Origin of the sequence: Niallia sp. Man26 (assembly GCF_022049065.2) — a bacterium.
In the GTDB taxonomy this organism is placed as follows: domain Bacteria; phylum Bacillota; class Bacilli; order Bacillales; family Cytobacillaceae; genus Niallia.
In genome coordinates this window covers 2,540,482-2,553,442 of the sequence record NZ_CP095743.1, presented here as the reverse complement: position 1 = coordinate 2,553,442, position 12,961 = coordinate 2,540,482, and the positions used below count along the sequence as shown (strand labels likewise).

Here is a 12,961-nt window from a genome sequence, read left to right as displayed (position 1 = left end):
ATGTAATAGCCGCTAACTCGGCCTAGTTATGGGAAATCAAATAAATTCTAGTTATCATTTAGCTATTAATAAACTATAGTATAAAAATACAGTGTTCACACATACTAGACTAAAAAGGATGTGTGTGGATGCTGAAATTACTGGCAGGTCTGCTGCTGGCTGTGTCTCCGATTTGGCCGCTTGGCGATAATCCAATGCCGGGCGACCCGTTCGTTATTATAAATAAAAGCACGAATCAAATGGCATTAGTGGATGATAACAGGGTGCAGACACTTATTAGTGTGGCGACAGGAAAAAAGGATGAACTCACACCTGAAGGGCTGTTTACTGTGACTGTAAAGGCAATCAATCCTTATTACCGCAAGAAGGATATTATGGGCGGAGATCCGAAAAACCCGTTAGGCACAAGATGGATTGGGTTTGATGCAGAAGGCACAGAAGGAAGAACATACGGAATTCATGGCACGAACAATCCAGCCTCCATTGGCCATTATGTGTCACAAGGCTGTGTGCGTATGCAAAATGAGGCAATTGAGTCAATCTTTCAATCTGTTCCTTTAGGTACAAAGGTGCTGATTACAGATTCCAGTAAGGATGCTGAATCGTTAGCTGTTGAATATGGAGCAATTGATAAAGGCATAAATATGTAAAGAAGCACTTTTCAAATACTCTTGAAAAATATTCAGTTTGAAATTCCCACTATATTTAGCCATAAAAAAACACCTCAAAAGTTAGATTTCAACTCTAACTTTTGGGGTGCAGCACTTAATAACAGGCCATTTTTTATTTAGAACAGCATGCTCAATCCAATCATTAGAGTAGAAAGCAACATGATAAAAATCATCAAATACACGACGATCTTTTGAAATTTTTTGTTCATAAATTCCTCCATTTATCTGCTTATTCTTGTCCTTCTATTTTACTAGGAAAAGCATAAAGTAACAACTATAAAGAAATTTCCATGAATCAAAGCGAATATATTCAAACATTTGCTGATTTAGGTGTATACTAATAAAGTGAGTAATTATTTGGAGGAACGAAATATGATAAATAACGAACGTTTATTAAATCAGTTTTTGGAGCTTGTGCAAGTAGATTCCGAAACAAAATATGAAAAAGAGATTTGTGCATTGCTGAAAAGCAAATTTGAAGCACTTGGCTTAGATGTATTTGAAGATGACACAACAGCTGTAACTGGCCATGGTGCCGGAAATTTGATTTGTACACTGCCAGGAAATGCAGAGGGAGCAGATCCAATTTACTTTACTTCTCATATGGATACTGTAGTTCCAGGTGTCGGCATTAAGCCTTCCATTAAAGATGGCTATGTCGTAACTGACGGCACAACTATTTTAGGTGCTGATGATAAGGCAGGTCTTGCAGTTATGCTTGAAGTTATCACTGTCTTGAAAGAGCAGTCTATCCCGCATGGCACTATTCAATTTGTCATCACAGTCGGTGAGGAGTCTGGATTGGTTGGAGCTAAAGCGCTAGATCCGTCCCTTTTAAAAGCTAAATACGGCTATGCACTTGATAGTGATGGAAAAGTCGGCAATATTGTTGTCGCTGCACCTACACAAGCAAAAATTAAAGCGACCATCCTTGGCAAAACAGCTCATGCTGGTGTTGCACCTGAAAAAGGCATTTCTGCGATTACGATTGCATCAAGAGCTATTTCCAATATGCCTTTAGGCAGAATTGACAGTGAGACAACAGCAAATATCGGACGTTTCGAAGGCGGCCAGCAAACGAATATCGTTTGTGACCATGTGGATATCCTTGCAGAAGCGCGTTCGTTAATAGCTGAAAAAATGGAAGCTCAAGTAGAAAAGATGAAGAGTGCATTTGAAACAGCTGCTAAAGACATGGGCGGTCAAGCGATTGTTGATGTCGAAGTAATGTACCCAGGTTTCAAGTTTGGCGAAGGAGACCATGTTGTGGAAGTAGCGCGCAAAGCAGCAGCAAAAATCGGCAGAAGCTGTGAATTGCAGCAAAGCGGCGGCGGCAGCGATGCAAATGTAATTTGTGGGTTTGGTATTCCAACAGTTAACCTTGCAGTCGGTTATGAGGAGATACATACAACAAATGAGAGAATGCCAATCGAAGAACTGAATAAATTGGCAGAGATGGTTGTGGCAATTATTGAGGAAGTTGCAGCAGCAAAATAATAAAAAGCTTTCCCTTAAAAGGGAAAGCTTTTTATTATGGAGAAATAACAGGAGTGATATACTGAAATAATGTCAATTAACGGATAAAAACAGCTAGATTTAGTCGTTTTGGTAGAGGATATTAGATAAAATTAGTATAATAATACTAGAGTGACTTTCAAATAACATCCATTTACATAAAAAATTAATAGAAAGCGAGAGAAGTATAAATGATACAGGATTTAGATAAAGCGGTAATATTTCAAGTTGGTTCAGGAGAATACTCTATTTCCATTAAGCACGTTATATCCATCGAAAAAGAGGAAAATATAACAAATATAGCTCAGCTGCCTTCTTATGTGCTTGGAATTACGAAGGTGCGGGATGAGCTTATTCCCGTTATTGATCTGCAAAATGTATTGTATAATAAGGCAACGCAGTCTAATGAGCACAACAGGCTGATTGTTATTAAAACAGAAGAACTGTCATTTGCTGTCTTAGTTCATGCAGCCAAGGAAATAATAGATGTAAAAGCAGAGATGATTAAACAAGCAGGCTTGTCTGCCTATCAAAAGACAAGCTATTTCACAGGTGTCTTGAATCTGGAAGACAATCGCCTCGTTATGGTGATTGAGCCGCATATTCTGCTTGATTCCCTTGATGGCATCAAAGAAATTAAGGATTATATGAACAAACAGCCTGTGTAGTAAAGATAGGATGGGTGATTTTAATGAAGGAATTCTATCCGAAAAAGGGCAGAGTCATTCTGCATGTCGATATGAATAGTTTTTATGCATCAGTAGAAATGGCATACGAGCCTTCATTAAAAGGAAAACCGCTTGCCATTGCAGGCAATGTGGAGGAACGAAAAGGGATTATTATTACATGCAGTTATGAGGCCCGAAAGTTCGGTCTAAAGACGACGATGCCCCTTTGGGAAGCGAAAAGATTGTGTCCTGAGCTGATTATCATGAAACCCCAGTTTGACAGGTATCGCACAGCTTCTTCTGCTATGTTTGACATTTTGCGGGAATTCACCGATTTAGTAGAACCTGTATCCATTGATGAAGGCTATCTTGATATAACAGAAAGCTATGAGTTTGGAACTCCCCTTGAAATTGCGGAGTCTATTCAAAAAAGGATACACGACCGCCTGGATTTGCCATGCAGTATTGGAATTGCTCCAAACAAATTTCTCGCGAAAACCGCTTCCGATTTTAAGAAGCCAATGGGCATTACTGTTCTGAGAAAAAGGGATGTACCAAACGTCTTATGGCCTCTTGAAGTCGAGGAAATGCATGGCATTGGCACAAAAACAGGTGAAAAGCTGAGGAAGCAGGGCATAACGACAATAAAGGATTTGGCGCATGCTGATTCAATCCAGCTGAAGGCAGTGCTTGGGATAAACGGTCTCCGTTTAAAGGACAGAGCGAATGGAATGGATAACAGACAAGTTGATCCTGAAGCTGCTAAAGAGTTCAAGAGCATCGGCAATTCATCCACATTGCCGAAGGATACAGCAAATCAGCAGGAACTATTTGCAGTAATTACAGAATTGGCCCATAAGGTTGCAACCCGAATGAAGCGCAAGAAAGTCCATGCAAAGGGGTTAAGTGTTACAATCCGGTATGGTAATAGGAAGAACTTTTCAAAAAGCAGAAAGCTTAATAACCCGGTGAAAGCGGAAAGTGACTTAATCCACATCGCAAAGGAACTGTTTCTTCAAGCCTGGGACGGCAATGCGGTCAGACTGCTTGGCATAACTGCAACTGATTTAGTAGAGAATAGCTATGTTGCCAAACAACTTGATTTATTCTCGTTTGAAAAAGAAGCAGAAAAAGAGCCTTTATGGAAAACTATTGAACAGTTAAAGGCAAAATACGGTTCGAAAATTATTGAACCGGCCTCAGAAAATGCAGTTTCAAAGGCTGATGAAAATGTAGGAACACAAACAAGTTTTAACAAAGATTTCCTCCAAGGAAAGTAGTTTTATAAGTAATTTACTTTTTAAGAAAATTTTTTTCAGAATTTCGATGAAAGTTTGTTTGGAATGAGCTAGAATAGTTGTATAAATAGTAGAATCTTGCTAAAGTAAAGTGAATTCTACTATAAAGCTAAGGATACATAGTTTAGAAGGGACGTTAAAAGATGACAAAACAGCAATTTGGGGTTATTGGTTTAGCAGTCATGGGTAAAAACCTTGCTATGAACATCGAAAGCAGGGGCTACACTGTTTCAGTATTCAACCGTTCAAAAGAAAAAACGGAAGAAATGCTGCAAGAAACAGAAGGTAAAAACATTGTTGGCACATACACAATGGAGGAATTTGTTCAATCATTAGAAGTGCCGCGCAAAATCATGCTTATGGTTAAAGCAGGTCCAGCAACAGATGCTACAATTGAACAATTGAAGCCATTGCTTGATAAAGGCGACATTGTTATTGACGGAGGAAACACTTTCTTCGTAGATACGCAAAGACGCAACAAGGAATTGAGTGAGCTAGGTATCCACTTCATTGGTACTGGTGTATCTGGTGGTGAAGAAGGAGCACTAAAAGGGCCTTCTATCATGCCTGGTGGACAAAAAGAAGCTTATGAGCTAGTAGCTCCTATCTTCAAAGATATCTCTGCAAAAGTAAACGATGAGCCTTGTACAACATACATCGGTCCAGACGGTGCTGGTCATTATGTAAAAATGGTTCATAACGGTATTGAGTATGGAGATATGCAATTAATCTGTGAAGCTTACTTCATCATGAAGCATGTTCTTGGCCTTGATGCTCAAGAATTGCATGAAGTATTTGCTGACTGGAACAAAGGCGAATTAGACAGCTACTTAATCGAAATCACTGCAGACATCTTCACTAAAGTGGATGAAGAAACAGGCAAGCCGCTTGTAGACTTAATCCTTGACACTGCAGGCCAAAAAGGTACTGGTAAATGGACAAGCCAAAGTGCACTTGACTTAGGTGTTCCACTTCCAATGATTACTGAATCAGTATTTGCACGCTTCATTTCTGCAATGAAAGAAGAGCGTATTAAAGCAAGCAAAGTATTGACTGGACCAGAAATCAAGCCGTTTACAGGCGATAAAGCTGCATATATTGAGTCTGTTCGCAAAGCCCTATACTTGAGCAAGATCGTTTCTTATGCGCAAGGTTTCGCGCAAATGAGATCTGCATCTGAAGAGTATAGCTGGGATCTTAACTACGGCGAAATCGCAATGATTTTCCGCGGAGGCTGCATCATCCGTGCACAATTCCTGCAAAAAATCAAAGATGCTTATGACCGTGACCCAGAATTGAAGAACTTGTTGCTTGATCCATACTTCAGCGATATCGCAGAGCAATACCAAGCTGCTCTTCGCGAAGTAATCTCAGGTGCTGTATTGAACGGTATTCCTGTACCAAGCTTTGCTGCTGCACTGGCGTATTTCGATAGCTACCGTACAGAAACGCTTCCAGCAAACCTTCTTCAAGCACAACGTGACTACTTTGGTGCACACACATACCAACGCACGGATAAAGAAGGCGTATTCCACACTAACTGGATGAAATAAACAGTTAAAACAAAAAAACACCATTCGGTGTTTTTTTGTTTGCTGAATTTTATACAAATTCAATATCAATACATACAATCTCCGAGCGGCTGCCCATGCGGATTGGAGGACCCCAAAATCCATAGCCAGATGAAACAATGGCATGAAGCTGCTCTTTTTGTTTATAGCCCCAATCTAATTCAAATACTTTTCTAGTAATTAAATGATTTGGTGCCATTTGACCTCTATGTGTATGGCCAGATAAAGATAAATCGATGCCCTCCTCCATAGCTTGCACTAACTCTGCTGGCTGGTGATCCATCATGATGACAGGGAGATCAGCAGGTTTTTGGTGAGCCAATTCCCTGATAGGCAAGCGGTCTTTGTCTGTCTTATCTTTTCTGCCAATCAGGATAAATCGGTCATCTATGACTTCTGTCTCATCCATTAAAATCGTTACACCGACACGATTCATTTCCTCCAAAAACTCCGGAATTTTTTTACCATAATATTCATGATTTCCTAATACACCATAAATTCCTAAAGGAGCGGTTAATTCCATCATTTTATCACCCATTCTTTTACGGAGGAAGGGAATAGGGTCATCATCAATAATATCACCTGGAAAAAGAATGATATCAGGTTCCAGTCCATTGATTTGCTCTACAAGCCGGTTTAAGTGGGCATTGCCTGATAATGTGCCAAAATGCATATCGGATGCCATTGCTATCTTCAGCTTACTAGGTTTTGCTGTACCTTTAGGGAGCATAAGCTCATATTGTTTAATAACAGGGGAGTAAGCATTATAGCTCCCTGCAATCAGTAAATAAGCAAAAGCTATAAAGGTCATAATTCCAATAATGGCAACTGTTTTATCGGCATCCGTAAATCTTGAAATAATATATGCTGCTAAGTCAGCTATTGGCAAGATAAGGACAGCATATTGAAGAAAACCGAGCCAATACGAACCGACAATCCGGAATAAGGGAATGGAACGGATGAGATGGCCGGCAAAATACGAATATGCAACGATAAGCAGTATAGCCGTCAAAACAGGAACATACACATTCGGCAGCAATACTTCAAGCCATGTGAAGATATTCCAGCCAATATATAAAATAATTAAATTATATAGAAGAAACACGAGTAAAAATTGCACGACTATTTTTGTTTTTCCCATCAAACTTCGAAACTCCCATCATAATATTGATAAGTACATAAAAACGTGAAATCGAGGATTCCACGTTTTAATATTGTTATTATTATAATCAGCAAACATCTACTTCAAACTGACTTAGCGGCCACCAGAAGAATCCGTCTTTCTCAAGAAGCTCATCTGCTTCTTTCGGACCCATGCTGCCAGAAACATAGTTCGGGAAGTTTTCTGCTGGAGTGCTTGCCCAAGCTTGTGAAATCTTATCAACATAGCTCCAGGAAAGTGCCACTTCATCCCAGTGGGTAAAGTTTGTTGCGTCACCATGAATGCTGTCATCAATCAGCTTTTCATATGCCTCTGGAGTATTGATGCTTGCGATGCCTGTGTTGGCATAGCTTAATTTAATTGGTGTAGCTTCCATGTTTTGGCCGGCTTTTTTTGCATTTAAGTGCAAGGTGATTCCTTCTTCCGGCTGGATATGGATAACAAGCAGATTTGGCGTTAACGCTTGATCTGGTCTGTCATAAAGATTCATTGGGATATCTTTAAATTGAACGACAATTTTGGTTGATTTTGATTCAAGGCGTTTTCCTGTACGGATATAGAATGGCACACCAGCCCAGCGGAAGTTATCAATCATCACTTTTCCAGCCACAAATGTTTCGGTTTGCGACTCTGGATTTACCATTTGTTCTTCGCGGTAGCTAGGAACCTCCAAATCTTCCACTACACCTTTTCCGTATTGTCCTCTGACGAAATAATCCTTCACTGCATCCCCTTCAACAGGTCTCATTGCACGGAATACTTTAACCTTTTCAGAGCGGATTTCATCTGGAGTCAGACGGATTGGCGGCTCCATTGCAAGCAAGGCAACCATTTGCAGAATATGGTTTTGCACCATGTCACGCAAAGCGCCGCTTGTTTCGTAATACCTTCCTCTTTCTTCCACACCCAACACTTCACTAGAAGTGACTTGAATATTGCTGATATAACGGTTATTCCATAGATTTTCGAAAATAGCATTGGAAAAACGAATTGTTTCAATATTTTGAACCATCGCTTTACCAAGATAGTGGTCAATGCGGTATACTTCATTTTCTGCAAATGCAGTACGTATTTGTTCATTCAGCTCTTTGGCTGATTCTAAATCATGTCCAAACGGCTTCTCGATAATCAGGCGCTTAAAGCCAGCAACATCTGTCAGACCGTCCTCTTTTAAATGTATGGCAATCGGACCAAAGAATTCAGGTGCCATTGCTAAGTAGAACACTCTGTTTCCGCCCAAATTATATTTATTATCCAAGTCGTCCGCAATGTTTTTCAAAGCAGCATAGGAACTGGAATCAGCTACATCATGCGAATGGTAGCAGAAGTGGGAAGCGAATGCTTCTAAATCCTTGCTGCCAGATATTGCTTCAGCGACAGAGTTTTGTACATTTTGTTTGAATTGCTCATCTGTTAAAGTTCTTCTTCCGACGCCGACTACAGCAAAACGAGAAAGTTTGCCTTTTTGGTATAGACGGTAAAGGGAAGGAAACAGTTTTCTGTTTGCCAAATCTCCAGTTGCCCCAAAAATCATGATTAACGCAGTAGATTGTTGATTTTGATTCACGTACATGGACCTCTTTTCTATATATATGTATGATCTTTGTATCCCCATTGTTGTTGTTCAAGTTCTTGCAAAACTCGGTTTGCAAGCCTTGAGCATCTGTACAGATATAGAATTTTAGCTGACTAAAGTTAATTTGGCAAATATTATGTTTGAATATTTGAAAATTTTTAAAAGGTAAGCAGCCTATATCCATATCTGAAAAATATGTTGTCTTTTTAGATATTACATGATAATAGGGAAACTTACTAGGAAAAAGTTTTAATATATTTGGTTTGTGGCATTTTTTGCCGTATACTGCTATTAGTATCGATTTTTTTGTGCAAAATGTCCAATCACATACCCATACTTTTAGTAGAAAGAAGCTTAGAAAAAGAGAAAGAAGTGACTTGAATATGCAGCTTACATTTTTAGGAACAGGAGCTGGCATTCCAGCCAAGGCAAGAAATGTGACGAGCATCGCATTGAAACTGCTCGAGGAAACAGGAAGCATTTGGCTGTTTGATTGTGGGGAAGCAACACAGCACCAAATTTTACATACGAACATTAAACCGAGAAGAGTGGAAAAGGTGTTTATCACCCATCTTCATGGCGATCATTTATATGGGTTACCAGGCTTCTTAGCAAGCAGATCCTTTCAAGGAGGAGAAACACCTCTTACTGTATACGGACCAAAAGGAATTGCTGAATATATTGCTGTTAGCCTGAAGGTTAGTCAAACATACTTAAAATATGAATTAAAGATAGTAGAAATAGAAGATGGCATTATATTAGATGAAGATAAATTCACAGTGGAAGCGAAAATGCTGGAGCATGGTGTGGTGAGCTTTGGCTACCGTATTGTAGAAAAGAATAAGCCTGGTGTTCTGCAAACAGACAAACTGGCAGAAATCGGAGTAAAGCCTGGACCGATATTTAAAGAGATTAAAGCAGGCCGCAAAGTTACCCTTGAAGATGGCAGTATCATTGATGGCAGAGATTTTGTTGGACCTAGTATTAAGGGGAGAATAGTCACAATTTTAGGTGATACAAGAACCTGTCAAGCAGCAGTAGAGCTTGCAAAAGATGCTGATGTGTTAGTACATGAAGCCACTTTTGCTGAAGGGGAAGCAGACATAGCAAAGGAATATTATCATTCGACGACAACACATGCAGCTGCAAACGCAAAGGCAGCGGGGGCAAAATTTTTGATTCTTACCCATATTAGCGCCAGATATGATTGTGCCGACAGCCTTCTTGAAGAAGCAAAACGAATATTCCCGCCATCCTCTGCTGCAGAGGATTTCAAGGAATATGATATTCCAGTACAAAAAGATAGCGATTAATCATGAATGATATAAGAGGTGATACGGATGGAAAGCTTACAAGGTAAAAATATCATAATAACAGGAGCATCATCAGGAATTGGCGAAAGGCTTGCTATCAATATAGCATTGCTTGGTGGAAGACCAATCCTGATTGCGCGAACAGAGGAAAAGCTCCAAAAAATCGCAGCGAAAATACAAAGTGAAACAGCAGTAAATCCAATCTATTTCGCTTTAGATGTAAGCGATCTGGAAAAAGTGCATGAGGTATTTGCTGAAATTAATGAACAGGTCGGTTTTGTTGATATTTTAGTGAACAATGCCGGCTTTGGCATTTTTGAGTACCTCCATGAAACAAGTATTGCTGATATGGAAAGAATGTTTGCTGTCAATGTTCTAGGACTGATTGCTTGTACGAAGGAAGTTTTGCCGTCGATGTTAAGTGCCAATAAAGGTCATATAATTAACATTGCCTCACAAGCCGGCAAGCTAGCGACAGCTAAGTCAAGCGGCTATTCAGCAACAAAGCATGCTGTGTTAGGCTTCACTAACAGCTTGCGAATGGAGGTTGCTAAAACCAATATCCGTATTTCAGCAGTTAACCCAGGACCAATTGATACTAATTTTTTTGAGATTGCAGATAAATCCGGCAACTATGCAAAAAATGTGGAGAAGTTCATGCTTTCCACAGATTATGTTGCGGACAAGATAACAGCGCTGATTTTAAAACCGAAAAGAGAGTTGAATTTGCCGAAATGGATGAATGCAGGCAGCGTTCTTTATAATCTGTTTCCTCGTATTGCTGACCGGATTATGGGCGGCATGCTGGACAAAAAGTAATCTCCTTAACGGTAATATAGCCAAAAACCTTAATTTCAGCCATTTTAAGCATTTTTCTATAGCTATTTATCCAATGAATGCAAGTCCTTTTTTAGTGTTAAATGGTAGTATCCTACTAGAATTTAGTATATACTAGTTTCAATCTTAACTTAGAAGAATCTTCCGTTTAGGAAGTTAGTGGTCAGAAAGAGGGATGAAGATGGAAAAAGCAACATTTGCAGGCGGATGCTTTTGGTGTATGGTAACGCCTTTTGAAGAGCTTCCGGGAATCGGAGGCATTGTATCAGGGTATTCAGGAGGACATGTTGAAAATCCTACATATGAACAAGTGAAAACGGGTAGCACTGGACATGCAGAAGTGGTACAAATCACGTTCGATCCAGAGGTTTTTCCATATGAGAGACTGCTGGAGCTGTATTGGCAGCAAATAGATCCGACAGACAGCGGCGGGCAATTCCAAGACAGAGGTTCCCAGTACCGTACTGCTATTTACTATCATAATGAAAAGCAAAAACAGTTGGCAGAAAACTCGAAAAAGGCAATTGAAGACAGCGGCCGTTTCAAAAAGCCGATTGTAACAGAAATTGAGCCGGCAGCTATCTTTTATCCAGCTGAAGACTATCATCAAGATTATCATAAGAAAAATAAACAGCATTACAAAGAGGACAGAGCAATGTCTGGAAGAGATGAGTATATAAACGAGCACTGGAAATAAGCAAAAAAAGACATGCAAAGAACGAAGCTTTGCATGTCTTTTTTTGCTTAAATGGAGATATCTCCATTATATTCCCATAATCCGAGCTGCCCTTTAGCAGGGATAAATACATCCAGCTGCTTCATAGAGCTCACTTCCCAAGCATAATTGCCGACAGTGTAGTCACCAAGGAAAAATTCATTGCCGATAACAAGGCGGCCATCTGCCAACACTGCCTCATTCTCTCGGCTGTCTATCACTCGTAAGCAGTCTGTTAACATGCAGACGCCGATAATCATTCCTGTTGGGAGAGTGTCTGGCGCTTGGCCTTTTAAGTTCAACAGTTTTTGAATATTGGGATGGCTGCTTGCCTTCTTGTCTATTTTCTTACTCGTATGAATGGCAAGAGGTCCGCGGTAATTTGTTTTCCACGACCTTGTCTCGAATTTACTTTCACCAAGTACAAATAAACTTGCCCAAGGCTGGATCATGGATAGAACTTTCATATAAAGAAGCAAACCTTCCTATAAAGAATATGTGAATAAATCACTGAATGACATATTCCTGCAAAAAATCATCAATTACTTTTTCATATTCTTCTTTATTTTCATTATAGCTTTGGGCATGAAAACCATTTAATGCTAAAAAAAGCTTTTTAGGTCCTTGTTTCTTTTCAAAAAGCTCCTGTGTCATATGCGGCAAAATAAAGGAGTCTTTTTCACTATGGATAAACAGCATCGGCTTCGCGATTTTATCAATAACTGCAATGGGAGACACTTGGCGGATAGAATATCGTTCTCTTGCCCGCAGAAAAACATCAGCAATTGGCAGAAACAGTTTTCCAGGCACCTTCATTTCAGCTTTGACAAGATGATTAAGCTGTTCGCCAAAATCGGAAAAAGGGCAATCAGCAATATAAAAATCAGCACCGTCTTCGACCATCCCGGCATATAGAATCATCGTGGCAGCTCCCATCGATTCCCCGTGAATACCTAAAAGTATGTCTTTGCCTTTGTCTGCCTTTAACCAATCAACAACAGCTTTTAAATCGAATTTTTCGTAATGACCAAAGCTAGTTGTTTTTCCGCCAGACTCCCCGTGACGACGATGATCATAAATGACAACATTAAATCCTCTCTCAAGAAACAAGTTCATATATTTAATGGAGTTCGTTTTGCTTTCCGTCACCCCGTGGGCAATAATAATATACCGCTTTTCAAGGAAAGGCTCTGCTACAACTGCTTTCAGCATGTATCCATATGGGGAAGGGATGGTTACTTCCCGTTTTTTTAGGGATTCCAGAACTTCTGGCTTAAGTCTTCCAGCTGCTTTTTCCCTGTTAAAAATAAATTCGTCTTCTTTTTTCTTCATATACATCAATCGGTTCGTACAATATACACCGATGGATGAGATAAAAACTAAGAATGAAAAAAAATAGCGAAAAAATTTTTTCACATTCATTCCTCCGAACAAAATATTTCATTTCAAAAAACTAATATGAGTTTACCATTATTTTCTATAGAAACAAAGCGGACAATAATATAATTTGCACCCCTTGTCTCCTTACTGGCTTTTAGCTAAGCATGAAACAAGCTTTGCTAGTATTATACATACACAAAAACACGAGATTCGATACACATAAAAGCCTAAACAGGAAAAGATGAGTCAAGTGAG

At 39.5% G+C, this 12,961-nt stretch carries 13 protein-coding genes; 8 read left to right on the top strand and 5 right to left on the bottom strand.

Annotated elements, in window-relative coordinates; all coding sequences use genetic code 11:
* The first annotated feature begins 128 nt into the window (after window positions 1-128).
* Window positions 129-650, top strand: coding sequence for a L,D-transpeptidase (locus tag L8T27_RS12930; protein WP_233313238.1), 522 nt, complete (start codon window positions 129-131; stop codon window positions 648-650).
* 137 nt (window positions 651-787) lie between these two features.
* Here L8T27_RS12930 and prli42 read toward each other — a convergent pair whose 3' ends face one another.
* A complete protein-coding gene (gene prli42, locus L8T27_RS12925) occupies window positions 788-880 on the bottom strand; it encodes a stressosome-associated protein Prli42 (RefSeq protein ID WP_233313242.1) in 93 nt (30 codons plus the stop codon).
* Between the two features lie 163 nt (window positions 881-1,043).
* On the opposite strand from prli42, the gene L8T27_RS12920 reads away from it, so the two are divergent.
* From L8T27_RS12920 to gndA, 4 genes are all read left to right on the top strand, one after another.
* Window positions 1,044-2,168 carry a tripeptidase T gene (locus L8T27_RS12920; protein WP_233313244.1) on the top strand — a complete coding sequence of 375 codons (1,125 nt, stop codon included), beginning with the start codon at window positions 1,044-1,046 and terminating at the stop codon, window positions 2,166-2,168.
* Window positions 2,169-2,377: 209 nt separating this feature from the next.
* The gene (locus L8T27_RS12915; RefSeq protein ID WP_245399879.1) at window positions 2,378-2,854 is read left to right on the top strand and encodes a chemotaxis protein CheW; all 477 of its coding nucleotides are present in this window, start codon (window positions 2,378-2,380) and stop codon (window positions 2,852-2,854) included.
* Between the two features lie 23 nt (window positions 2,855-2,877).
* Window positions 2,878-4,134, top strand: a complete 1,257-nt coding sequence (locus tag L8T27_RS12910) for a DNA polymerase IV (RefSeq protein WP_237941685.1) — start codon at window positions 2,878-2,880, stop codon at window positions 4,132-4,134.
* 161 nt (window positions 4,135-4,295) lie between these two features.
* Window positions 4,296-5,705, top strand: coding sequence for an NADP-dependent phosphogluconate dehydrogenase (gene gndA / locus L8T27_RS12905; protein WP_233313247.1), 1,410 nt, complete (start codon window positions 4,296-4,298; stop codon window positions 5,703-5,705).
* Window positions 5,706-5,754: 49 nt separating this feature from the next.
* Here the strand turns inward: gndA and L8T27_RS12900 are convergent, their stop codons facing one another.
* Window positions 5,755-6,864, bottom strand: coding sequence for a metallophosphoesterase (locus L8T27_RS12900; protein ID WP_237942315.1), 1,110 nt, complete (start codon window positions 6,862-6,864; stop codon window positions 5,755-5,757).
* Between the two features lie 88 nt (window positions 6,865-6,952).
* Window positions 6,953-8,458 carry a glucose-6-phosphate dehydrogenase gene (zwf, locus tag L8T27_RS12895; protein WP_245399878.1) on the bottom strand — a complete coding sequence of 502 codons (1,506 nt, stop codon included), beginning with the start codon at window positions 8,456-8,458 and terminating at the stop codon, window positions 6,953-6,955.
* A 386-nt stretch (window positions 8,459-8,844) separates the two neighbouring features.
* On the opposite strand from zwf, the gene rnz reads away from it, so the two are divergent.
* From rnz to msrA, 3 genes are all read left to right on the top strand, one after another.
* Window positions 8,845-9,774 carry a ribonuclease Z gene (gene rnz / locus L8T27_RS12890; protein ID WP_233313249.1) on the top strand — a complete coding sequence of 310 codons (930 nt, stop codon included), beginning with the start codon at window positions 8,845-8,847 and terminating at the stop codon, window positions 9,772-9,774.
* A gap of 27 nt (window positions 9,775-9,801) precedes the next feature.
* Complete coding sequence (locus L8T27_RS12885; RefSeq protein WP_237941684.1) at window positions 9,802-10,593, top strand: SDR family NAD(P)-dependent oxidoreductase; 792 nt, start codon at window positions 9,802-9,804, stop codon at window positions 10,591-10,593.
* A 199-nt stretch (window positions 10,594-10,792) separates the two neighbouring features.
* Window positions 10,793-11,308 (top strand): peptide-methionine (S)-S-oxide reductase MsrA, encoded by a 516-nt coding sequence (gene msrA / locus L8T27_RS12880; protein WP_237941683.1) that lies wholly within the window; start codon window positions 10,793-10,795, stop codon window positions 11,306-11,308.
* A 47-nt stretch (window positions 11,309-11,355) separates the two neighbouring features.
* Here msrA and L8T27_RS12875 read toward each other — a convergent pair whose 3' ends face one another.
* Window positions 11,356-11,793 (bottom strand): ASCH domain-containing protein, encoded by a 438-nt coding sequence (locus L8T27_RS12875; protein WP_237941682.1) that lies wholly within the window; start codon window positions 11,791-11,793, stop codon window positions 11,356-11,358.
* Between the two features lie 40 nt (window positions 11,794-11,833).
* Complete coding sequence (locus tag L8T27_RS12870; RefSeq protein ID WP_237941681.1) at window positions 11,834-12,742, bottom strand: alpha/beta hydrolase; 909 nt, start codon at window positions 12,740-12,742, stop codon at window positions 11,834-11,836.
* Window positions 12,743-12,961: the final 219 nt, after the last annotated feature.

Excerpts from the sequence above, each read along its gene's own strand:
- L8T27_RS12885 (WP_237941684.1), top strand. The coding sequence starts at position 9,802 with ATGGAAAGCTTACAAGGTAAAAATATCATAATAACAGGAGCATCATCA.
- zwf (WP_245399878.1), bottom strand. The coding sequence starts at position 8,458 with ATGTACGTGAATCAAAATCAACAATCTACTGCGTTAATCATGATTTTT.
- prli42 (WP_233313242.1), bottom strand. The coding sequence starts at position 880 with ATGAACAAAAAATTTCAAAAGATCGTCGTGTATTTGATGATTTTTATC.
- L8T27_RS12930 (WP_233313238.1), top strand. The coding sequence starts at position 129 with ATGCTGAAATTACTGGCAGGTCTGCTGCTGGCTGTGTCTCCGATTTGG.
- L8T27_RS12920 (WP_233313244.1), top strand. The coding sequence starts at position 1,044 with ATGATAAATAACGAACGTTTATTAAATCAGTTTTTGGAGCTTGTGCAA.
- L8T27_RS12900 (WP_237942315.1), bottom strand. The coding sequence starts at position 6,864 with ATGGGAAAAACAAAAATAGTCGTGCAATTTTTACTCGTGTTTCTTCTA.
- gndA (WP_233313247.1), top strand. The coding sequence starts at position 4,296 with ATGACAAAACAGCAATTTGGGGTTATTGGTTTAGCAGTCATGGGTAAA.
- rnz (WP_233313249.1), top strand. The coding sequence starts at position 8,845 with ATGCAGCTTACATTTTTAGGAACAGGAGCTGGCATTCCAGCCAAGGCA.
- L8T27_RS12915 (WP_245399879.1), top strand. The coding sequence starts at position 2,378 with ATGATACAGGATTTAGATAAAGCGGTAATATTTCAAGTTGGTTCAGGA.
- L8T27_RS12910 (WP_237941685.1), top strand. The coding sequence starts at position 2,878 with ATGAAGGAATTCTATCCGAAAAAGGGCAGAGTCATTCTGCATGTCGAT.
- msrA (WP_237941683.1), top strand. The coding sequence starts at position 10,793 with ATGGAAAAAGCAACATTTGCAGGCGGATGCTTTTGGTGTATGGTAACG.
- L8T27_RS12875 (WP_237941682.1), bottom strand. The coding sequence starts at position 11,793 with ATGAAAGTTCTATCCATGATCCAGCCTTGGGCAAGTTTATTTGTACTT.